The sequence below is a fragment of the Brenneria sp. L4-2C genome (assembly GCF_040240335.1).
In the GTDB taxonomy this organism is placed as follows: Bacteria; Pseudomonadota; Gammaproteobacteria; order Enterobacterales; family Enterobacteriaceae; genus Brenneria.
In genome coordinates this window covers 20,841-43,234 of record NZ_JBEIAC010000008.1, presented here as the reverse complement: position 1 = coordinate 43,234, position 22,394 = coordinate 20,841, and the positions used below count along the sequence as shown (strand labels likewise).

The window sequence follows — 22,394 nt, the reverse complement described above, 5'->3', positions numbered from 1 at the left end:
TTAGCACAGTTTATGATCTCGCAGTTACAGGCACAAAGCGGAGAGAAACTATGTTTGAACCAATGGAATTAACCAACGACGCGGTGATAAAAGTCATCGGCGTTGGCGGCGGCGGCGGCAACGCCGTCGAACACATGGTGCGTGAGCGCATCGAAGGCGTTGAGTTCTTTGCAGTGAATACCGATGCGCAGGCATTACGTAAGACCGCGGTCGGTCAAACCATTCAGATCGGCAGCGGCATCACCAAAGGTCTGGGTGCCGGCGCCAACCCGGAAGTCGGCCGGAATTCAGCGGAAGAAGACCGTGAAGCGTTGCGTACGGCGCTTGAAGGCGCCGATATGGTGTTTATCGCCGCGGGCATGGGCGGCGGTACCGGGACGGGCGCTGCGCCGGTAGTCGCTGAAGTGGCGAAAGACCTGGGCATTCTGACGGTTGCCGTGGTGACCAAGCCTTTCAACTTCGAAGGCAAAAAGCGTATGGCATTTGCCGAGCAGGGCATCGCCGAGCTATCCAAACACGTCGACTCCCTGATCACTATTCCGAATGATAAACTGCTGAAAGTTCTGGGGCGCGGTATCTCCTTACTGGATGCATTCGGCGCCGCGAACGATGTCTTGAAAGGCGCGGTTCAGGGGATTGCCGAACTGATTACCCGTCCCGGTCTGATGAACGTCGACTTTGCCGACGTGCGCACCGTGATGTCCGAAATGGGTTATGCCATGATGGGCTCAGGCGTGGCGCGCGGCGAAGACCGTGCGGAAGAAGCCGCTGAAATGGCGATCTCCAGTCCGCTGCTGGAAGATATCGACCTGTCCGGCGCGCGCGGCGTGCTGGTTAACATCACAGCCGGTTTCGATCTGCGTCTGGATGAGTTCGAAACGGTGGGTAACACCATCCGTGCATTCGCCTCTGACAACGCGACGGTGGTTATCGGTACTTCGCTCGATCCGGAAATGAACGACGAATTGCGCGTCACTGTCGTCGCTACCGGTATTGGGATGGACAAGCGTCCGGAAATTACGCTGGTGACGAATAAGCAGTCCAGTCAGCCGGTTATGGATCATCGCTATCAGCAGCATGGCATGACGCCGCTGACGCAGGAAAAGCCGGCGGCGAAAGTGGTTAACGACCAGAATCCGCAGACGAATAAAGAGCCGGATTACCTGGATATCCCGGCGTTTCTGCGTAAGCAGGCGGATTAATACCGTCTCATAACGTTGGAATCTCCGCTCTTTGTGCTAAACTGTACCACCGAGCCTAGTGTATGCTAGGTCGGTAGGTTCAGTAACATGCGAGATAAAATGATGATCAAACAACGTACATTAAAACGTATTGTTCAGGCGACAGGGGTCGGTTTGCATACCGGCAAGAAAGTCACCCTGACCATGCGTCCTGCACCGGCAAATACCGGGGTCATCTATCGTCGCACTGACTTGAATCCACCGGTTGATTTTCCGGCTGATGCAAAATCCGTGCGTGATACCATGCTCTGTACTTGCCTGGTTAATGAGCATGACGTGCGTATTTCTACGGTGGAACACCTTAACGCCGCGCTGGCGGGGTTAGGCATTGACAATATTGTCATTGAAGTGAATGCACCGGAAATTCCAATTATGGACGGTAGCGCCAGTCCTTTTGTATACCTGCTGCTGGATGCCGGTATTGAAGAACTGAACAGCGCCAAGAAATTCGTGCGTATCAAACAGCCTGTACGGGTTGAAGATGGCGATAAATGGGCTGAACTGACGCCGTTTAACGGCTTTAGCCTGGATTTCACCATCGATTTCAACCATCCGGCTATTGATGCGGGTTCTCAGCGTTATCGTCTGGACTTTTCTGCCGATGCTTTCGTGCGTCAGATAAGCCGTGCGCGTACCTTCGGTTTTATGCGTGATATCGAATATTTGCAGTCTCGTGGGTTGTGCCTGGGCGGCAGTTTCGATTGTGCGATAGTCGTAGATGATTACCGCGTGCTGAACGAAGACGGACTGCGTTTCGAAGATGAATTTGTACGCCATAAAATGCTGGACGCCATCGGCGATCTGTTCATGTGCGGCCACAATATCATCGGCGCGTTTACTGCATTCAAGTCAGGACATGCCTTGAACAACAAACTGTTGCAGGCGGTGTTGGCGAAGCAGGAAGCGTGGGAATACGTGACGTTCGAAGACGATGCGGAAATGCCGTTGGCATTTAAAGCACCGTCGACCGTTCTGGCTTAACGTATAAGTCGTTATTTCTTATTACGACTGGTTTTACTGGTACTCTCTCCGGCCAGCGAAGCCAGTCGTTCTAGTATCTTGCGTAGTTTCTCCGGGCTGTGACTCGCCAAACCTCTTAATGTTTCCGCACTTTGTTCACTCAACTGACGCAATGGCCGTTGATCTGCCTGATCAGGCGTGGTGATATCACGACTTTTCACCATTTCATGCCCTTTTGCGGCGAGCGCGGGATTAATCCTGATGTCGATTGAGGCCAATGATGGTAATATTTGGGCGCGTAATGCAGAGAGCAACGCTGGCTGTTCATAACGTAACCGCATCAACCAGTTAGCGTTGGCGGTTTCCAAAACCAACAGCCCCTGCCGATAGTTGGCGACGCGGCACCAGGGGTGTAACTGTGCGGGAAGGATGCCACGCACCGCCCGGTTGAGTTTTAATAACGCGATAGCGCGCTGCTGCACATCACGCAGTGGGCCAGTACCCGCACCCGATGCGCTATCAAACAGAGATTCCAGTGATTGTGGGCGGCTATCACGCATAAATCAGGCTCCGACGGACGTTAAACTAGTGATCGGTATTCTAAATCGTTGGCGACAATTTGGCAGACGTTATTTCTGGCCGCATCTCCTATTGGGGATGGTCGCGGCAAGCCTTGGCTTGCCCAACAGTCTGAATGCGTCGCAGAAGATGGTTCCGTTACCTGATTCCTCTTCCAGCGTCAGCCGCCAGCACAGCGTATCGCTCAGCCTTACCGATTTAGTGGCGTTGAAAGAAGCGCAGCGTCGCTCTTCTTTTGCTGTGGACTACTGGCACCAGCATGCCATCCGTACGGTCATCCGTCATCTCTCTTTTGCACTGACCGCGCCGCAGCAGATAAACGCGCAGCAGGTTGATGATTTACCTCCGCACTCTCTGGTGTTGCTGGATACGCTCAATGCGCTGTTAACGCGCGAAGAGAAACCACCTACCATTATTCGCCAGACAGGGCGAATCTCCGCTTTTCCCCTTACGCAGCATCAGACCGGGATCTGGCTGGCCCAGGTTCGCGGCATTCGAGCCGGTCCCTATTTCCATTGCTGAAAAATATTGATTGATAATTAACAGCGGTAGGACTTTTTCCCGGTTTTTTGATGTTGTGCAGCCACTGGATGAGTGGCATTTGTGAGATTAAATTTATTATGGTCATGAATATATTAACAAAAATTTTTGGTAGCCGTAACGAACGAACCCTGCGCCGTATGCGCAAGAAAGTTGATATTATTAATCGTCTGGAACCTGATATGGAAAAGCTTTCGGACGATGAACTGAAAGCCAAAACGGATGAGTTCCGTGAGCGTCTGAAAAAAGGCGAATCATTGGACGGTTTGCTGCCGGAAGCTTTTGCCGTGGTGCGCGAATCGAGCAAACGCGTGTTCGGAATGCGTCACTTCGACGTTCAGTTACTCGGCGGGATGGTGCTGAATGAGCGTTGTATCGCCGAGATGCGTACCGGTGAAGGTAAAACGCTGACGGCGACGCTGCCGGCCTATCTTAATGCTTTGACCGGCCGCGGCGTTCACGTGGTGACGGTGAACGATTATCTGGCGCAGCGTGATGCGGAAAATAACCGTCCGCTGTTTGAGTTTCTGGGCCTGACGGTGGGGATTAACCTGCCGGGCATGCCGGCGCCTGCCAAGCGCGAGGCCTATGCCGCCGATATCACTTACGGCACCAACAACGAATATGGTTTTGACTACCTGCGCGACAACATGGCTTTCAGCCCGGAAGAACGCGTGCAACGTAAGCTGTATTATGCGTTGGTGGATGAAGTCGACTCCATCCTGATCGATGAAGCCCGTACCCCGCTGATTATTTCCGGTCCGGCGGAAGACAGTTCTGAGATGTATATCCGGGTTAACAAAATTATTCCCCACCTGATCCGTCAGGAGAAAGAGGATTCAGATACTTTCCACGGCGAAGGGCATTTCTCGGTTGATGAGAAATCGCGTCAGGTTAACCTGACCGAACGTGGTCTGGTGTTGGTTGAAGAGCTGTTGGTGAAAGAAGGCATCATGGATGAAGGCGAGTCGCTGTACTCGCCGGCCAATATCATGCTGATGCACCATGTCACCGCGGCTTTGCGCGCTCATGTGCTGTTCGCGCGTGATGTGGATTACATTGTGAAGGATGGTGAAGTCATCATCGTGGATGAACACACCGGACGTACCATGCAGGGGCGTCGCTGGTCCGATGGTTTACACCAGGCGGTGGAAGCGAAAGAAAACGTCGCTATTCAGAATGAAAACCAGACATTAGCGTCGATCACTTTCCAGAATTATTTCCGCCTGTATGAAAAACTGGCCGGGATGACCGGTACGGCGGATACCGAAGCCTTTGAATTTAGTTCTATTTATAAGCTGGATACCATTGTGGTTCCAACCAACCGCCCGATGATTCGTAAAGATCTGCCCGATCTGGTCTATATGACCGAGAGCGAGAAGATTGACGCCATCATTGAGGATATCAAAGAGCGCTCCGTAAAAGGGCAGCCGGTGCTGGTAGGGACGATTTCCATCGAGAAGTCGGAGGTGGTGTCTCAGGCGCTGGAAAAAGCGGGCATCAAGCACAATGTGTTGAACGCCAAATTCCACGCTATGGAAGCGGATATCATTGCGCAGGCGGGGCAAGCCGGCTCGGTAACCATCGCCACCAACATGGCCGGTCGTGGTACCGATATCGTGCTGGGGGGCAGTTGGCAGACGGAAATCGCCCGACTGGAAAACCCGGATGAGGCGCAGATAGCCGAGATTAAAGCCGCATGGCAGACACGTCATGATGCGGTACTGGCGGCAGGCGGTTTGCATATCATTGGTACTGAACGCCATGAATCCCGTCGTATCGATAACCAGCTCCGTGGTCGTTCCGGTCGTCAGGGGGATGCGGGGTCGTCGCGTTTCTATCTGTCGATGGAAGATGCGTTGATGCGTATCTTTGCTTCCGACCGTGTCTCCAACATGATGCGTAAACTGGGTATGAAACCCGGCGAGGCGATTGAGCATCCCTGGGTAACGAAGGCGATCGCCAACGCGCAGCGCAAGGTGGAAAGTCGTAACTTCGATATTCGTAAGCAGTTGCTTGAATATGATGATGTCGCCAACGATCAGCGCCGGGCGATTTACTCTCAGCGTAACGAACTGCTGGACGTTTCCGATATTAGCGAAACCATTAACAGCATTCGCGAAGATGTCTTCAAGGTGACGATCGATAGCTACATTCCGCCGCAATCTCTGGAAGAAATGTGGGATACCGAAGGTCTGGAGCAGCGTCTGAAAAACGACTTCGATCTGGATATGCCGATTAAAGAATGGCTGGATAAAGAACCCGAGCTACACGAAGAGACGCTGCGTGAGCGCATTCTGCAACAGGCGATTGAAGAATATCAGCGTAAAGAAGAGGTTGTGGGCAGCGAAGTGATGCGCAACTTTGAGAAAGGCGTTATGTTGCAAACGCTGGACTCCCTGTGGAAAGAGCATTTGGCGGCAATGGACTATCTGCGTCAGGGGATTCACCTGCGCGGCTATGCGCAGAAGGATCCCAAGCAGGAGTATAAACGTGAGTCTTTCGCCATGTTTGCCGCTATGCTGGAATCGCTGAAATATGAAGTGATCAGCACGCTGAGCAAGGTGCAGGTCCGCATGCCGGAAGAGATTGAGGCGCTGGAACAACAGCGTCGTGAAGAAGCGGAACGCCTGGCTCGCCAGCAGCAGCTGAGTCACCAGGAGGAGGCCGGCCAGACCGCCGGCGCGCCTGTTCATGCCGACCGCAAGATTGGTCGTAACGATCCCTGTCCTTGCGGTTCCGGGAAAAAATATAAGCAGTGCCACGGTCGTTTACAGAAATAACCGATCGTTGAATTGAGCGATAATATAAAGGCGGTCGCAGAGATCGCCTTTTACTTGATAGGACGTATGATGGAGCAAAAACAGTTATCCGTTGCGGTGGGTATTATCCGTAATGCCGAGCAAAAGTACTTTATTGCCTGTCGCCCCGCGGGTGTGCATATGGCCGGTATGTGGGAGTTTCCCGGTGGGAAAGTTGAAGCGGGAGAAACGCCGGAGCAGGCATTGATTCGCGAACTGCGCGAGGAAACCGGCATCGAAGCGGAAAATCCGCAGCCGTTGGGCAATAAAACGTTCTCCACGCCGGAACGTATGATAACGCTGCATTTCTTTCTGGTGGAGCATTGGCGGGGTGAGCCGTATGGCCGCGAAGGGCAGGCTTCTCGCTGGCTGCGGGTGGAGGAGCTGTCTGAAGATGAATTCCCACCAGCGAATGCGGAAATGATCCGCTGGTTGAAATCACATTAACTTTTAAAATCAGACGGTTGCAATCGGTCGCCATGTGTTTTAATGCTGAGATTCGCTCCACTCTTCGCTGTCTGAAATGATATCGTCACTGGGGATACGTTTTTCTTCATCCGCCCATTCCCCCAGATCGATAAGCTGGCAGCGTTTGCTGCAAAACGGGCGATATATACTTTTTTCGCTCCATTCGACCGGTTTTTTACAGGTCGGGCATTTTACGATGGTTACGTCATTATCCATGGGGTTCTCCTATACCTTTTATCTTTCAAATGGTTGCGTTGAAATCGATAGGGTATATTCTGATTAACTGTTTAAAAATGATTAACAACAGGCCAGTTCAAACGTCAGGCGTTGTGGAATTTGTCCGTTCTCGCTATCCAACGCCAGGAAACGGATGGCGTAGCGCGTTTTATGACCAGATATTTGTGGGTAAAGTTGAAGGGCCAAATCGATACGTAAGCGCAGAAGATCGGCGTCTGACGCATTATCCTGAAAGAAACCGTTCAGACTAATTTGCGGGCGGAATGGCGCAGAATGACGAATCAACTCCAGTATCATCGTCAGCGATGTCTTCAACGGCGCCAATGAGTCAAGCCAGCCCGCCACCAACTGTTCGCGCAGTTCCTGTGGCTGATAGAGCCAGATATGCAGGGTCGGCAAGTCGAAACTGCAACATCCCCCCGGTATGCTTATCCGTTGGCGAACCATGCCGATCAGGCGGTCTTCGCGCAATATTTGTCCCATACGCGGCGCCGCCATCAGTACCGTTGCATGTTCCTTCAACTGGTGGCGCAGAGCATGGATACGTTCCATATCGACACCCGGCACGTTACTCCATTGCAATAACTTCTGTTGCTGGCGTTCCAGCTCTTTCAACAGTTCGGTACGAACGTCCCCGCGTTCCAATACGTCCATCAGATCGGCAATGGCGCGAAAGAACGTCAACGCGCTTCCCATATCAGTGAGGGAATGGTTGCGATGCAACTGCTGTAACAACGACTCGATACGCAACCAGGTACGCATTTTCTCGTTTAACGGATATTCAAACAAAATGGTTGAGGATGCGTCACTCATTCTTAGTAATCCTGTTAGCGGCTGAGGCGGCGAGCTCAAGATAACGTTGATGCAATTGCGCAACGCATGAAGCAAGCTCTCTTTGGCTACGGTTATTATCAATAATATCATCGGCATGAGCCAGGCGTTGTTCCCGCGTAGCCTGGGCCGCCAGTATGTTTTCAGCTTGTTGTCGACTGATGCCGTCCCGCGCCAGCGTACGTTCAAGCTGCGTGTCCCGGTTCACGTCGACAACCAGAACACGTTGAGCATGTTGTTGTAAATCGTTCTCTATCAGTAATGGCACAACCCACAATACATAGGGGGCGGTCGATGCTTGAATTTGAGACTGCGTCTGTGCGTGAATTAATGGATGTAGCAGGCTATTCACCCATTGTTTGTCCTCCGGAGAGGAAAAGATTTTTTGACGTAACGCCGCACGATGCAAAGAACCATCAGCGTTAAGGATATTGTCGCCAAATCGGTGTTTGATGGCGTCCAGCGCGGGTTTTCCGGGTTCAACGACCTGACGCGCAATGATATCCGCATCAATGATGGTTACCCCAAGTTTGGCAAACTCATCGGCTACCGTGCTTTTCCCACTGCCGATACCGCCGGTTAAGGCTACGATATAGGTCATATGCCGATTTTTAAAGTTAATGGATAAATTTATCTGATTTTATCGCAAATAAAGGAAAATTCGCAGTCTTGCCGCAGGATTATTCCTGCGTATGATAACGTCACTGGGAATGGCATTAATCTTATCGCTCGCAATTTTTGCGAATCGTCGCCACTAGCCAGGAATCCAAAGCTCATGCGTATTGAAGAAGATTTAAAGTTAGGCTTTAAAGACGTTCTCATCCGACCCAAACGCTCTACTCTCAAAAGCCGTTCTGATGTTGAGCTTGAGCGGCAATTCACTTTTCTCCACGCCGGGTGCGACTGGTCCGGCGTGCCGGTTATCGCCGCCAATATGGATACCGTCGGGACATTTGGCATGGCGGAGGCGTTGGCGTCCTTTGACGTATTAACGGCAGTCCACAAGCATTATTCGGTGGAGCAATGGGCTGCTTTCGTGCAACGCGCATCCGTGTCCGTGCTACGCCATGTGATGGTCTCAACCGGTACCTCGGAAGCTGATTTCATCAAACTCAAGCAGATTCTGGCGCTGTCGTCGGAACTGAAGTTTATTTGTATCGATGTCGCCAATGGGTATTCGGAGCATTTTGTCACCTTTCTGCAAAAAGCGCGTGAAGCCTGCCCGGATAAAGTCATTTGCGCGGGGAATGTGGTGACGGGGGAAATGGTCGAAGAGCTGATTTTGTCTGGCGCCGATATTGTGAAGGTCGGTATTGGTCCGGGATCCGTCTGCACCACCCGGGTGAAGACCGGCGTTGGCTATCCTCAGTTGTCCGCCGTTATCGAGTGCGCCGATGCCGCGCACGGCCTGGGCGGACAGATCGTCAGCGACGGCGGTTGTTCCGTTCCCGGTGATATCGCCAAGGCCTTTGGCGGCGGGGCGGATTTCGTCATGTTGGGCGGCATGCTGGCCGGACACGATGAGTGTGAAGGCACCATTGTTGAAGAGAATGGCGAAAAAATGATGCTGTTCTATGGCATGAGCTCCGCGTCGGCGATGGAGCGTCATGTCGGCGGCGTGGCGGAGTATCGCGCCGCCGAAGGGAAAACGGTCAAACTGCCGCTGCGCGGGCCGGTTGAGAATACCGTGCGGGATATTCTGGGTGGGTTGCGCTCCGCCTGTACCTATGTCGGCGCATCCCGTTTGAAGGAACTGACTAAACGCACCACGTTTATCCGCGTTGCCGAGCAGGAAAATCGCATTTTCAATAGCTGATTTCCCGCCCTCATTCTGCAAGTCGCGTGAAAATCGACATTGCGGCCATTTGCAGGATGAGGGGCCGCTATCGGGTTTTGTTGGCCGATGGCGGTATGGATGAAGGAGGGTATTGGCTGGTTCAGGCTCCGGCCAATACATTGCCCAGTTGAAAAATCGGCAGGTACATGCCGATAACCAGAGCGCCCACCATCCCCCCGACAATCAGCATCATGACCGGCTCCAGCGTTTGCATCAGCGTTTCCGCCTGCTGGCGCGTTTTTCGCTCATACCACTGCGCCAACTGCGTAAACAACGTATCCAATTCCCCGGTTTCCTCGCCGACGCGGATAAGCTGCTGACAAGGCGGCGGGAAGAGGGCTGCATAGCGTTGTGTCGCATGATTCAGCGTGACGCCCTGGTGAATCTCTGTTTGGATCCATTGAATAGCGCGCTGGTAAACGGGGTGATGGATCGTCGCCGCGGCATCCAATCCAGCCGGCAATGTCAGCCCCGCGTGCTGCGTCATCGCCAGTATCTGAAATATCTGGCTTAGGCAGTTACCGCGGATCAGATTCGCGATGACGGGCAACCTGAGCAACCAAGCCTGTTCTTTTTCCCGCCAGCCGCGTCTGCGCCGGCGTAAGCTGATATAGCCCGCCGCACCGGCGGAAGTGAGGATCAAGCCCGCCAGACCATAGTCGGCGAGTCCCTGCGACAGCGACAGTAATTGTTGGGTAAACCAGGGCAGCGGCGTGTCGAAAGATGCATACAGGCTGGAAAACTCCGGTAACACCAGGGTGAGCATCAGGACGCTGACCAGCAACGCAATGATCAATACGAAGCAGGGATAGCGCAGCGCTTTGATCACCTGTTGCTGTAACCGGGATCTTCGCTCCTGCTGTCGGGCCAATTGAAAGCAGCATTCATCAAGGTTGCCCGTCAGCTCACCGACGGCGATCAGGGAACGATAGATGACGGGGAAAATATGCGGATACGTCGCTAACGTCTCAGACAGTGATTTCCCTTGTGCGATCTGGACGCTAATCTCTGTTAGTATGCAACGCCAGCCCGGACGCTCATGCTGCTCAGCCATCAGCTTAAGGGCTTCCAGCAGGGGAAGCCCCGCGTGTAAAAGCATGGCCAGTTGTTTGATAAGTTCATTGAGCTGTTCTCCCTTCCAGTAACGCGGCGACAGATATTGGCCTGTTTTCAATGACAGGGGCTGATACCCCTGAATAATTAAACGGGTATAGGCCTGTTGTCGTTGAGCGCTAATCATCTCGCCGTGGAGCAATGTTCCTTCCTGAGTCAGCGCCTGCCAGTAATAGAGGCGTTCCCATCTCATCACGCCGCCCCCTGATCCAAAACGCCTGCGCCGGCAATGCGATAGATTTCTGTTATCGACGTCACGCCTTGATTGACCAGCGCTAAGCCGGCCGCCAGCAGGGTGATCGAGCCTGATTCGCGCGCGAGCCGCGCTAGTCGGTTGTTGTTCGCGTTATCGGCCAATGCCTGCTGTAGCGCGGGCGTAATCACCAGGAATTCATAGATGGCGATACGGTCATAGTAACCGGACAAACAGTGACTACAGCCTTTGGCCTGCCAGTGCCGCAACGGACCGCGCCACAGTTCCGCCGGCAGCTGAGATAGCGGTTCGGCCGGCGTTTTACAGTGAGGACACAGACGACGCACCAGGCGTTGGGATATCACCAGTTTCAGGGCCGCGGCGATCAGGTAGCCCGGTATGCCGAGGTGGCTCAGCCGGGTCAGCGTTTCCACCGCGGAGTTGGTGTGCAGCGTGGACATCACCAAATGCCCGGTTTGCGCCGCTTTAACGGCAATTTCCGCGGTTTCGGCATCGCGGATCTCGCCGACCATGATCACGTCCGGATCCTGACGCAACATCGCGCGTAGTATCCTGCTGAAATCCAGATCCGCTTTAGGGTTGATCGCCGTCTGATTGATCCCCGGCAGCGGGATTTCAATGGGATCCTCCACGCTGCAAATATTGCGGCTGACATCGTTCAGCCAGCGAATGGCGCTGTATAGCGTGACGGTTTTGCCGCTGCCGGTAGGGCCGGTTACCAGGATCATGCCCTGCGGCATGCCGAGCACCCGGATCAGTCGGGCCAGATCGCCGTCTGAAAGCCCCAGTTTAGCCAGCGCCAGCTCTTGCTGTTGCGTTTGCTGGACGCGCAGCACTACTTTTTCCCCATGTTGCACGGGCAGTGTCGCAATGCGTAACGAATAGACCTGCTGATCCAGCGTGAGACTGAACTGCCCATCCTGCGGCAATCGCCGCTCGGCGATATTCAGCTTACCCATGATTTTCAGCCGGGCGGTAATACGCGTGCTCAGTTCGGCCGGCGGGGGCGATATTTCCTGTAATACGCCGTCGATGCGTAAACGGACGCGATACTGAGTCAGCAACGGCTCTAAATGAATATCGGATGCGCGACGTTGAATCGCCAGGCGTAATGTTTGATTAATAAAATGAACCGCCGGCGTATCTTCGTCGTTGATATGATCTTCTGGCTCGGCATGGTAATCCTCCGTGGGCTCTGCCACGGTTTTTACCGGATTGAGCTGTTGCTCCATTCTGGCCTGCGGCCACTGTTCAAGCAAAATCTGCCGGTTGCCGGCAAAACGCAGCGCGGCGAGCATGTCCGCCGAAGGGGCGCCGCTGACCGCCACCGACAACGTTTGTTCATCCATGTTCAGCAGCAATGCGTGATAGCGCCGGCACAGTATCTGTAATTCATGGGTGAGATGCTCTGCGTCGTCCATGGTTAACTCGGCGTATTGTCAAAACGGAAAACATCCTGACAGGCGGTTTGCAGGCTGTCTGTTTTACTTTCGGTAACGCAATTTTTAGTCCAGCGCGATGTGCTGGTGCTGGTATCCCACACCGGCGTCAATACGACGCTCAACCCTTTTAACGTGGATTGCCCGGTTAAGGTGATGATGCCCTGGCTAACGCTTACCGTGCTGACATAACGTGAGGATTTGCTGCCGGGAATACCCTGATTACCCGCATTGCAGGTTGAGAAAGCCGCGTTTTCCAGTCCGCAAAGGTCGACGGCGGTTTTATATGACGCCATCGTTTGCAGCATATCGGTCATCGCGGCCTTTTGCAGATAGCCCTGGTAGGCCGGTACGCCTATTGCGCTGAGGATCGCGACAATCGCGATGACGATCATCAATTCAACCAGCGTGAACCCCTGTTGTTTGCCCATTGTCGCTTTTCCCTGTTGTCTATTGGTCGATGTTGCGTGTAGCGACAAGATAGAAAACATGACGACGGCTGGCGACAGGCGATGATGAAAAGCGGAATACGGTGCGGAGAAGAATAGGGGATTTATCGATTATTGACTGGTTTTTGCGAGGGCTTTTGCAATTTGCAGGCGTCGATATGCTCGCCATAGCGAAAGAGGTGAAAAAATAGCCGTGGTTTTCTTACGGCAAAGCCCCCTGCGCCGGGGGGCTATAGCAAAACAGCCGTCAGATAAAGCGCATCGATAAATCCAGCGCGCGGATATGCTTGGTCAGTGCGCCGACGGAAATATAGTCCACGCCGGTTTGCGCATAATCGCGCAGCGTCTCGATCGTGACGTTGCCGGAGATTTCCAGCAGCGCGCGCCCCTGGACGATGCTTACCGCTTCACGGATTTTTTCCAGACTGAAATTGTCCAGCATGATGATATCCGCGCCGGCATCCAACGCCTGTCGCAGTTCATCCAGTGATTCCACCTCCACTTCCACCGGCACATCGTCGCGCAGTAAAAGGGCTTTTTCCACCGCCTGTCGGATTGAGCCGGCCGCGATGATATGGTTTTCCTTGATCAAAAAGGCATCGGCTAAACCAAGCCGGTGGTTATTGCCGCCGCCGCATGACACGGCGTATTTCAGCGCGGTGCGCAATCCCGGAATGGTTTTTCGGGTATCCAGCAACCGGGTGCCGGTGCCTTGCAGCAACGCGGCGTAATGGCTGACCTCCGTTGCCACGCCGGACAACGTTTGCAGGAAATTCAGCGCGGTACGTTCCCCGGTCAGCAGCTGTTTGGCCGGGCCGGCGATATCGCACAGGATTTGGTCGGGCGCGATGGCATCGCCATCGGCGACGCGCCAGGTTATGGACGTTGTCCCGCCAAGTTGAGCAAAAACTTCCTCAAGCCAGCGTTTGCCGCAGAAGATACCGGCTTCACGGGTGATAATACGGGCATGAGCCTGGGGGTTATCCGGCAACAATCGTGCGGTGATATCTTGCGAGGCATCGACCACGCCGCCTAAATCTTCACTTAACGCTAGCCGGACGCTGGCGGGAATATCCTGCGCAATACGATTGCGCAGATCGATCTGGCGTTGTTCCTGACTGTAGCGACGCGTTGTCATCACAAAAGCTCCGAAGGGGGGATTCGGGGTTCTATGCTACCTTGTTTATGTGACGACATCCAGAATGAATAATTGTTTTAATTCAATAGATTAAATCATTTTGTCGATGACGGGGGGATCCGTCAGTACGATGGGATGGGATTGGCGGCGGGGAAGGCGTCTTCCCCGCGCCCTGGTTGCATCAGGTCAGGCCTGGTGAATCGCTTTAAAAGTTGTAGCCCACCACCAGGTAATAACCCCAGCCGGTTGATTTCACTTCAAATGGCCCCTGGCCGAAATTCAGCTCGGCGCCGTCCGCCCACTGTCCGCCGTTGTGGAAATAACGGGCGGCGACGGCGTAGTGCCAGTGGTCGTAACCCAGCGACAGAATATGACTGGAGGCGATGAAGTTACCGGTACGCGACCGGCCGTCTTTATTGCGCAGGTCTGATCCGAAATCAAAGTTGGTGAAACCGATATACGTGACGTTGCCGCCCCACAGCGATCCTAACGGATAGAAGTATTTCACTTTGAAACGGTAGCCGTCCCATTCGTTTTCATTACCGGCGCCATAGTTCTTCCACTGGTATTTGGCATAGATATTGGTGGAAAGCGATAAGTCGGTGCCGGTATCGATATCGTTGCCCAATCCCACATACCAGGTGCTTTGCCGCGAATCACTGCTGCGCCCGTGGTCGTAAATGATATTGTTGGCGACATACAACTCTTTGAAAGGGCCGACGCCAAGGTCGACGCCCGTCAGCTTATCGATGGAAAAGCGTGGTTCAATTTCCACGAACAGCGGCGAGCCATCGTCCCAGGCGCCGCGGTCATGCGAGTTTCCCACGCCGAAGAATTTGGGGACATCGACATAGCCGTAAAAATCGAACCAGTCTTTGCGGGCGAACGCCTCATATTCCAGATAGACATCATTGTTTAACTGAGGTCCGAAGCGGGTGTGGTAGCTTCCCACCACGTTGATGCTTTGATGCCACCAGTCGGAAAGATACTCTGGTTTATTCTCGTCAGCGAGAGCCGGCACGCTGTAGGACAAGGCGACCAAAGCGCCTGCGGCGAAAGTTTTTTTCATGTTAATTTCCGTATTGTTGGCAAAGTGTGTTGTGATGTCGGTTGTTGTTGCATAGGTTTTTGTTATGAATGATAAATGTTTGTCATTTTATGTCGTTATTGTAAATAAAAATTGATGCAGTGCGCGTTAGTTAATTAATGTCTTCGGTTTGTTGCATTAAAATTGTGATGCGTATCACTATTTTTTTATGGGAAGAGGGGAGGTCTGGCGCGAAGGCCGTGTGTTAATTTCGATTTACCGTCTTGCCATGATCGGCGGGGGAACCAATAAAACCTTTTTGTATCCAGCCGGTTAGGCATGATGTTGAGAAACATGGTACTCTGTTGACCGGCGCATTCTGGTTAAACCGCATTTCGCTTCGCGCGCCAGATTCAGCCCGGCAAACGACATGATGCGAGGTTATCGCCGATGCTTTTGGAAAATGGCTGGTTATCCGAGATAAAACATATTCCTTCCCCACATTGTGATCGTCGCCCCGACGATGAATCGCCTTCTCTGCTGGTTATCCACAATATCAGTTTGCCGCCGGGGGAATTCGGCGGGCCTTACATCGATCAACTGTTTACAGCGACGCTGGATCCGACGGCGCACCCTTATTTTGCCGATATTTGTCATTTACGCGTTTCCGCGCACTGCCTGATTCGCCGCGATGGGGAAATTATTCAATACGTACCTTTTCATCAGCGGGCCTGGCATGCCGGCGTTTCTGCGTTTGCCGGGCGCGAGCGGTGTAACGATTTTTCCATCGGCATCGAACTGGAAGGAACGGATACGTTACCTTTTACTACTGAACAATATTCTCAGTTGGTGGCGATAACAGGAATGCTGATGAACGCATACCCCATTACCCCGGCGCGCATTACCGGACACAGCGATATCGCCCCCGGACGTAAAACCGATCCGGGGCCGGCTTTCGATTGGGATTGTTATCACCGTCTGTTACAGGAAAACGGGATAGAGAACGAAGGGAGTATAAAACGATGACGCTGTTTACATTGTTGCTGGTATTGGCGTGGGAGCGTCTGTTCAAGCTGGGTGAGCATTGGCAATTGGATCACCGGCTTGAAGCGGTGTTTCGTCATCTCTCCTCGCCTTCTTTATTGCAAACCCTGTTTCTGACGCTGTGCTGCATGGGGGTATCGGCGGTCCTGCTATGGCTGGCCGGCGGGCTGTTGTTTGGTCTGATTCTCTTGCTGCTGTGGGTGGTGATTGGTCTGATGTGCATCGGCGCGGGGAGCGTCCGCCAGCATTATCGCCGCTATCTGCAAGCGGCCGGGAACGGCGAAGCCGGCGCCAGTCAGGAAATGGCCTCGGAGTTGGCCTTAATTCACGGTTTACCCGTCGGCGCAGGCGAACAGGAACGGTTAAAAGAACTTCAGAACGCCCTGCTATGGATTAACTTTCGCTTTTATTTGGCGCCCTTGTTTTGGTTTACCGTGGCAGGTTCTTACGGCCCTGTCGCTGTGGCGGGCTATGCTTTTTTACGTGCCTGGCAGACCTGGCTGGCACGCCATCATACGCCGCTGGCGCGTGCGCAGTCGGGCGTGGATTCCTTGTTGCATTGGCTGGACTGGATCCCGGTGCGTCTGGCCGGCGTGGCTTATGCGCTGTTGGGACATGGCGAGAAGGCGCTGCCGGCATGGTTTGCCTCGCTTGGCGACTACCGTAATTCGCAATATTGGGTGTTGACCCAATTGGCGCAATTCTCGCTGGCGCGTGAACCGCATATCGACCCCGTTGAAACGCCGAAGGCCGCGGTGGCGCTGGCGAAAAAAGTCACGTTGACGTTGGTGGTGGTGGTGGCGTTGCTAACGATTTATGGGGCGCTGGTGTAAAGCGAAACGGAAAAAAATGGCCGAGGATATCGGCCATTTTTGCGGTGTAAGCTGAATTAACTCACCTGGTTTTTCTGTTTAATCGCATAACCAATGCCCAGAATAATCAGCCATACCGGGATCAATAATACGGAAATGCGAATGCCCGGCGTCAGATACATGATGACCAGAATACCGGCCAGGAACAGCAGGCAGATATAGTTGCCCAGCGGATAAAGCAGCGCTTTAAACTTGGTCACCGTCCCTTCGCGGTCTTTCTGCGCGCGGAACTTCAGGTGGGCAAGACTGATCATCGCCCAGTTTATCACCAGCGCGGAAACCACCAGCGCCATCAATAGTTCAAACGCTTTGCCGGGGATCAGGTAATTGATCAGTACGCAGAACGCGGTGGCCAGGGCGGAAACTCCAATCGCCACCACCGGCACGCCGCGGGCGTCGACCGTTTTCAGTTCTTTTGGCCCGTTGCCTTGATGGGCCAGACCGAACAGCATACGGCTGTTGCAATAAACGCAGCTGTTGTATACCGACAGCGCCGCGGTCAGAACCACGATGTTCAATACGGTCGCCACCACGTTGCTGTTCAACTCATGGAAGATCAGCACAAAGGGGCTGCCGCCTTCCACGACTTTCCCCCACGGGTAAAGCGACAGCAGAATGGAGAGCGAACCGATATAAAAGATCAGGATGCGGTAAAGAACCTGATTAGTCGCGCGTGGAATGCTTTTTTCCGGGTCATCCGCTTCCGCCGCGGTGATGCCGACCAGCTCCAGCCCGCCGAATGAGAACATGATCACCGCCATCGCCATTAAGAGCCCGGTCGCTCCGTTGGGGAAGAAGCCGCCCTGCGCCCACAGGTTGGTGACGGTCGCTTCCGGACCGCCGGTGCCGCTAATCAATAGCCAGCCGCCAAATACGATCATGCCGATAATGGCCGTCACTTTGATGATGGCGAACCAGAACTCCATCTCGCCGTAAATTTTGACGTTCGCCAGATTGATGGCATTAATCACCAGGAAGAAAACGGCGGCGGAAACCCAGGTGGGGATATCGGGCCACCAGTACTGAACATAAATTCCCACGGCGCTCAGTTCCGCCATGGCGACCAGCACATACAGCACCCAGTAGTTCCAGCCGGAGGCAAAACCGGCAAAGTTGCCCCAATATTTATAAGCAAAATGGCTGAAAGAACCCGCAACCGGTTCCTCTACCACCATTTCTCCCAGTTGGCGCATGATAAGAAAGGCGATCAGCCCGCCTATGGCGTATCCCAATATGACCGACGGTCCGGCCATTTTGATCGTTTGAGCAATACCGAGAAAAAGCCCGGTTCCCACTGCGCCACCCAGGGCAATCAACTGAATATGACGGTTTTTTAAACCACGTTTTAACGCTCCGTCTTGTTGTTGACCATCCATTAATTTAACCCTCTGCCGTTGTTGACAAAAACGAACTGCCTCCTGAGAAGCGCCGCGCATTTATGCGGTTACGTTTGTGTAATTTTATATTTACGATAACGCGCAAACTAATATTCTCTCGCCGCTATCGTTTGTCAGAGAATAGTGGCAAGCCAACAAGATTGCACTGATTTCTTGCTGGCCTACATAGAAAAATTATAGCCGCATCAATGTCTCACACAGCAGTTGGCCATTCCGAACGCCAGGGACGGTTTTTGGCGCGCCGTTTTTCGCTTAGCTTTACCTTTTTGTCGTGAAGTAGCCCGATAAGCGGCGGAATCGCACGGGAAAACACCTCGTCGCCGATCTGTTTTTTGAATAAAAAATCACATTAAATGAATTTTTATTGATGTTTAAACGGTTCAGCATCGCTCGGTTTTCGTTTCATGAAAGTTAAAATTCAGGTGGCGGAATTAATGGTAAGACCACCGGTGTGCTTTTACTTTGCCTTACATTGCGGCCGCATTTGTTAAAATCTGGGGGGATTGGTAATTTTGCTCAACGTCCTTATGGACAGAAGGTGAATAATTTGTTACTTTAGCGTCACGTTTTTGAAATTGGTATTACCAATTGACTCCGCGCCATTCGCAGAGATGAATTCACCATGGCATACAGCAAGATCCGTCAGCCCAAACTATCAGATGTGATTGAGCAGCAACTGGAGTTTCTGATCCTTGAGGGAACCTTGCGCCCCGGCGAGAAACTGCCCCCGGAGCGTGAACTGGCCAAACAGTTCGATGTCTCCCGCCCTTCTCTGAGAGAAGCCATTCAACGCCTGGAAGCCAAAGGATTACTTTTGCGCCGACAGGGCGGCGGCACTTTCGTGCAGGCCAATCTATGGCAAAGCGTCAGCGATCCGCTGGTCGCGTTGCTGAGCAATCACCCTGAATCACAATTCGATCTGCTGGAAACCCGTCATGCGCTGGAAGGCATCGCCGCCTATTACGCGGCCCTGCGCGGCACCGAGTCGGATTTGCAACGTATCCGCGATTGCCACGCGGTGACTCAGCAGGCCAGAGACGCGGGCGATTTGGCGGCGGAATCGGAAGCGGTGATGCAGTATCAGATAGCCGTAACAGAGGCGACCCATAATGTGGTGCTGTTGCACCTGCTACGCTGTATGGGACCGATGCTTGAACAGAATGTCAGACAGAATTTTGAATTGCTTTATCTAAGCCGGGAAGTGCTGGCGCAGGTGAGCGTTCATCGCGCCGGGATTTTTGAGGCGATTGTTGCCCGCGAGCCTGAGAAGGCGCGCGAAGCATCACATCGTCATCTGGCGTTTATTGAGGAAGTATTGCTGGATCTTAACCGGGAAAATAGCCGACGAGAAAGGTCATTGCGCCGGCTCCAGCAACGCAAGGATTGAGCGTCCTTTATATTTGGGGACGTTGAATACGGCGACTACGACACGAGCCTGTCTTCATGTGTTTTACTCGGATTATAGCGGGTTCAGAGCACAGGAAGACAGGCTCCAACAAACCAACTTATTAGAGAAGATAAGGAAAAACCATGTCAGATCGTTTAAATAATGACGTGGATCCGATCGAAACCCGCGACTGGCTGCAGGCGATCGAATCGGTCATCCGTGAAGAGGGTGTTGAGCGCGCTCAGTTCCTGATTGATCAGGTGTTGGGCGAAGCGCGTAAAGGCGGAGTCAGCGTTGCCGCCGGCAGCGCTGCAAGCCAATACGTCAACACCATCGCAGTTGAAGATGAACCGGAATATCCAGGCAACCTGGATCTGGAAAGCCATATCCGTTCAGCTATTCGCTGGAATGCGGTAATGACGGTGCTGCGCGCTTCGAAAAAAGATCTGGAGCTGGGCGGTCACATGGCTTCTTTCCAGTCTTCCGCAACTTTCTATGAAGTGTGCTTTAACCACTTCTTCCGCGCGCGCAACGCACAGGACGGCGGCGATCTGGTTTACTTCCAGGGCCACATTTCTCCCGGCATTTATGCCCGCGCCTTCCTTGAGGGCCGTCTGACCGAAGAACAGATGAACAACTTCCGTCAGGAAGTGCATGGTAAGGGCCTGTCTTCTTATCCTCACCCGAAACTGATGCCTGAGTTCTGGCAGTTCCCGACCGTCTCCATGGGGCTGGGGCCGATTGGCGCTATCTATCAGGCTAAGTTCCTGAAATACCTTGAGCATCGCGGCCTGAAAAACACCTCTCAACAAACCGTTTACGCTTTCCTGGGCGACGGTGAAATGGACGAGCCGGAATCCAAAGGCGCGATCACCATCGCCACCCGCGAAAAACTGGACAACCTGGTGTTCGTTATCAACTGTAACCTGCAACGCCTTGACGGCCCGGTTACCGGTAATGGCAAGATTATCAACGAACTGGAAGGCATCTTCGGCGGCGCCGGCTGGGAAGTGATCAAGGTGATCTGGGGCGGACGCTGGGACGAACTGCTGCGTAAAGATACCAGCGGCAAACTGGTCCAACTGATGAATGAAACCGTTGACGGCGACTATCAGACGTTCAAATCCAAAAACGGCGCCTATGTGCGCGAGCACTTCTTCGGCAAATATCCGGAAACCGCCGCGCTGGTGAAAGACTGGACCGACGATCAAATCTGGGCATTGAACCGCGGCGGCCACGATCCGAAGAAAGTTTACGCCGCGCTGAAAAAAGCGCAGGAAACCAAAGGCAAGCCGGTGGTTATTCTGGCGCATACCATTAAAGGCTATGGTATGGGCGAAGCGGCCGAAGGCAAGAACATCGCGCACCAGGTCAAGAAAATCAACATGGAAGGCGTGCGCTACTTCCGCGATCGTTTCAATGTGCCGGTCAGCGATGAAAATATCGAAAAACTGCCGTTCATCACGCTCGATAAAGATTCCGCGGAATATAAATACCTGCACGAACGTCGTCAGGCGCTGGAAGGCTACCTGCCGACTCGCCAGCCGACCTTCAGCGAAACGCTGGAACTGCCGACGCTGGAAGATTTCCGCAGCCTGCTGGACGAGCAGAATAAAGAAATTTCCACCACCATCGCTTTCGTGCGCGCGCTGAACGTGATGCTGAAGAACAAGTCGATCAAAGATCGTCTGGTGCCGATCATCGCCGATGAAGCGCGTACCTTCGGTATGGAAGGTCTGTTCCGCCAGATCGGGATTTACAGCCCGAACGGTCAGCAGTACACCCCGCAGGACCGCGAGCAGGTCGCCTACTATAAAGAAGACGAGAAAGGTCAGATTCTACAGGAAGGGATCAACGAGCTGGGCGCCGGCGCGTCCTGGCTGGCGGCGGCCACCTCCTACAGCACCAACGACCTGCCGATGATCCCGTTCTACATCTACTATTCGATGTTCGGTTTCCAACGTATCGGCGACCTGTGCTGGGCGGCGGGCGATCAGCAGGCGCGCGGCTTCCTGATCGGCGGGACTTCCGGTCGGACTACGCTGAACGGCGAAGGCTTGCAGCACGAAGACGGCCACAGCCACATTCAGTCGCTGACCATCCCGAACTGTATTTCCTACGATCCGGCCTATGCTTATGAAGTGGCTGTCATTATGCATGACGGTTTGCATCGTATGTACGGCGAAGCGCAGGAAAATATTTACTACTACATCACCACGCTGAACGAAAACTACCACATGCCCGCCATGCCGCAGGGTGCGGAAGAGGGTATCCGCAAGGGTATCTACAAGCTGGAAACGGTGGAAGGCGACAAAGGCAAAGTACAGTTGCTGGGCTCCGGCTCCATTCTGCGCCACGTGCGTGAAGCGGCGCAGATTCTGGCGAAAGACTACGGCATCGGTTCCGACGTGTTCAGCGTCACGTCCTTCACCGAACTGGCGCGCGACGGTCAGGATTGCGAGCGCTGGAATATGCTGCACCCGACCGAAGAACCACGCGTTCCTTACGTGGCTCAGGTTCTGAGCGATGAGCCGGCCGTAGCCTCAACCGACTACATGAAGCTGTTCGCCGAGCAAATTCGCAACTTCATCCCGGCCAGCGATTATCGCGTGCTGGGAACCGACGGTTTCGGACGTTCCGACAGCCGTGAGAACCTGCGTCACCACTTTGAAGTGGATGCGTCTTACGTGGTGGTTGCGGCCCTGGGTGAACTGGCTAAGCGCGGTGAAATCGATAAGAAAGTGGTTGCCGAAGCGATTGGCAAATTCGAGATCGATGCAGATAAAGTCAACCCGCGTCTGGCATAAGAGGTAAAGATTA

20 protein-coding genes are annotated in these 22,394 nt (G+C 53.5%); 10 read left to right on the top strand and 10 right to left on the bottom strand.

All coding sequences use genetic code 11. The annotated features are described in order from the left end of the window. Positions 1-50: 50 nt before the first annotated feature. Both ftsZ and lpxC read left to right on the top strand, forming a co-directional pair. On the top strand, positions 51-1,202 hold the full coding sequence (ftsZ, locus tag ABRZ26_RS13270) for a cell division protein FtsZ (protein WP_319604613.1): 1,152 nt from the start codon (positions 51-53) through the stop codon (positions 1,200-1,202). Between the two features lie 102 nt (positions 1,203-1,304). Further along, positions 1,305-2,222, top strand: coding sequence for a UDP-3-O-acyl-N-acetylglucosamine deacetylase (gene lpxC / locus ABRZ26_RS13265; RefSeq protein ID WP_319604773.1), 918 nt, complete (start codon positions 1,305-1,307; stop codon positions 2,220-2,222). An 11-nt stretch (positions 2,223-2,233) separates the two neighbouring features. Here the strand turns inward: lpxC and ABRZ26_RS13260 are convergent, their stop codons facing one another. After that, positions 2,234-2,761: a DUF721 domain-containing protein gene (locus tag ABRZ26_RS13260; RefSeq protein ID WP_319604612.1), complete on the bottom strand. Its 528-nt coding sequence runs from the start codon at positions 2,759-2,761 to the stop codon at positions 2,234-2,236. 28 nt (positions 2,762-2,789) lie between these two features. Between ABRZ26_RS13260 and secM the strand changes: the two genes are divergently transcribed. The 3 genes from secM (at position 2,790) to mutT (ending at position 6,568) form a co-directional block, all read left to right on the top strand. Beyond that, a complete protein-coding gene (gene secM, locus ABRZ26_RS13255; RefSeq protein ID WP_319604611.1) occupies positions 2,790-3,302 on the top strand; it encodes a secA translation cis-regulator SecM in 513 nt (170 codons plus the stop codon). Between the two features lie 98 nt (positions 3,303-3,400). Further along, positions 3,401-6,103, top strand: coding sequence for a preprotein translocase subunit SecA (secA, locus tag ABRZ26_RS13250; protein ID WP_319604609.1), 2,703 nt, complete (start codon positions 3,401-3,403; stop codon positions 6,101-6,103). Positions 6,104-6,172: 69 nt separating this feature from the next. Continuing rightward, entirely contained in the window at positions 6,173-6,568 is a 396-nt protein-coding gene (gene mutT, locus ABRZ26_RS13245) for an 8-oxo-dGTP diphosphatase MutT (RefSeq protein ID WP_319604772.1), read from the top strand. Between the two features lie 39 nt (positions 6,569-6,607). Here mutT and yacG read toward each other — a convergent pair whose 3' ends face one another. From yacG to coaE, 3 genes are all read right to left on the bottom strand, one after another. Further along, positions 6,608-6,805, bottom strand: coding sequence for a DNA gyrase inhibitor YacG (yacG, locus tag ABRZ26_RS13240; protein ID WP_319604608.1), 198 nt, complete (start codon positions 6,803-6,805; stop codon positions 6,608-6,610). An 81-nt stretch (positions 6,806-6,886) separates the two neighbouring features. Further along, positions 6,887-7,639: a cell division protein ZapD gene (zapD, locus tag ABRZ26_RS13235; RefSeq protein ID WP_319604607.1), complete on the bottom strand. Its 753-nt coding sequence runs from the start codon at positions 7,637-7,639 to the stop codon at positions 6,887-6,889. Beyond that, a complete protein-coding gene (gene coaE, locus ABRZ26_RS13230) occupies positions 7,632-8,258 on the bottom strand; it encodes a dephospho-CoA kinase (RefSeq protein ID WP_319604606.1) in 627 nt (208 codons plus the stop codon). The genes zapD and coaE overlap by 8 nt, the downstream gene beginning before the upstream one ends. A gap of 174 nt (positions 8,259-8,432) precedes the next feature. Here coaE and ABRZ26_RS13225 point away from each other — a divergent pair, with 174 nt between their 5' ends. Further along, on the top strand, positions 8,433-9,473 hold the full coding sequence (locus tag ABRZ26_RS13225; protein ID WP_319604605.1) for a GMP reductase: 1,041 nt from the start codon (positions 8,433-8,435) through the stop codon (positions 9,471-9,473). A gap of 121 nt (positions 9,474-9,594) precedes the next feature. On the opposite strand, the gene hofC is transcribed toward ABRZ26_RS13225, so the two are convergent. The 5 genes from hofC to ABRZ26_RS13200 form a co-directional block, all read right to left on the bottom strand. Further along, positions 9,595-10,800 carry a protein transport protein HofC gene (hofC, locus tag ABRZ26_RS13220; protein ID WP_319604604.1) on the bottom strand — a complete coding sequence of 402 codons (1,206 nt, stop codon included), beginning with the start codon at positions 10,798-10,800 and terminating at the stop codon, positions 9,595-9,597. Continuing rightward, a complete protein-coding gene (gene gspE, locus ABRZ26_RS13215) occupies positions 10,800-12,242 on the bottom strand; it encodes a type II secretion system protein GspE (protein ID WP_319604602.1) in 1,443 nt (480 codons plus the stop codon). Before gspE ends, hofC begins: the two co-directional genes overlap by 1 nt. A gap of 2 nt (positions 12,243-12,244) precedes the next feature. Next, complete coding sequence (gene ppdD, locus ABRZ26_RS13210) at positions 12,245-12,691, bottom strand: prepilin peptidase-dependent pilin (RefSeq protein ID WP_319604601.1); 447 nt, start codon at positions 12,689-12,691, stop codon at positions 12,245-12,247. Positions 12,692-12,956: 265 nt separating this feature from the next. Then, positions 12,957-13,847 carry a carboxylating nicotinate-nucleotide diphosphorylase gene (gene nadC, locus ABRZ26_RS13205; protein WP_319604600.1) on the bottom strand — a complete coding sequence of 297 codons (891 nt, stop codon included), beginning with the start codon at positions 13,845-13,847 and terminating at the stop codon, positions 12,957-12,959. Positions 13,848-14,052: 205 nt separating this feature from the next. After that, on the bottom strand, positions 14,053-14,916 hold the full coding sequence (locus tag ABRZ26_RS13200; protein WP_319604599.1) for a nucleoside-specific channel-forming protein Tsx: 864 nt from the start codon (positions 14,914-14,916) through the stop codon (positions 14,053-14,055). A 408-nt stretch (positions 14,917-15,324) separates the two neighbouring features. Here ABRZ26_RS13200 and ampD point away from each other — a divergent pair, with 408 nt between their 5' ends. Both ampD and ampE read left to right on the top strand, forming a co-directional pair. Next, positions 15,325-15,900: a 1,6-anhydro-N-acetylmuramyl-L-alanine amidase AmpD gene (gene ampD / locus ABRZ26_RS13195; protein ID WP_319604598.1), complete on the top strand. Its 576-nt coding sequence runs from the start codon at positions 15,325-15,327 to the stop codon at positions 15,898-15,900. Continuing rightward, the gene (gene ampE / locus ABRZ26_RS13190) at positions 15,897-16,751 is read left to right on the top strand and encodes a beta-lactamase regulator AmpE (protein ID WP_319604597.1); all 855 of its coding nucleotides are present in this window, start codon (positions 15,897-15,899) and stop codon (positions 16,749-16,751) included. The genes ampD and ampE overlap by 4 nt, the downstream gene beginning before the upstream one ends. A gap of 56 nt (positions 16,752-16,807) precedes the next feature. Here the strand turns inward: ampE and ABRZ26_RS13185 are convergent, their stop codons facing one another. Then, on the bottom strand, positions 16,808-18,166 hold the full coding sequence (locus ABRZ26_RS13185) for an amino acid permease (protein WP_319604596.1): 1,359 nt from the start codon (positions 18,164-18,166) through the stop codon (positions 16,808-16,810). A 643-nt stretch (positions 18,167-18,809) separates the two neighbouring features. On the opposite strand from ABRZ26_RS13185, the gene pdhR reads away from it, so the two are divergent. Continuing rightward, positions 18,810-19,574, top strand: coding sequence for a pyruvate dehydrogenase complex transcriptional repressor PdhR (pdhR, locus tag ABRZ26_RS13180; protein ID WP_319604595.1), 765 nt, complete (start codon positions 18,810-18,812; stop codon positions 19,572-19,574). A 143-nt stretch (positions 19,575-19,717) separates the two neighbouring features. Continuing rightward, positions 19,718-22,381, top strand: coding sequence for a pyruvate dehydrogenase (acetyl-transferring), homodimeric type (aceE, locus tag ABRZ26_RS13175; RefSeq protein WP_319604594.1), 2,664 nt, complete (start codon positions 19,718-19,720; stop codon positions 22,379-22,381). Positions 22,382-22,394: the final 13 nt, after the last annotated feature.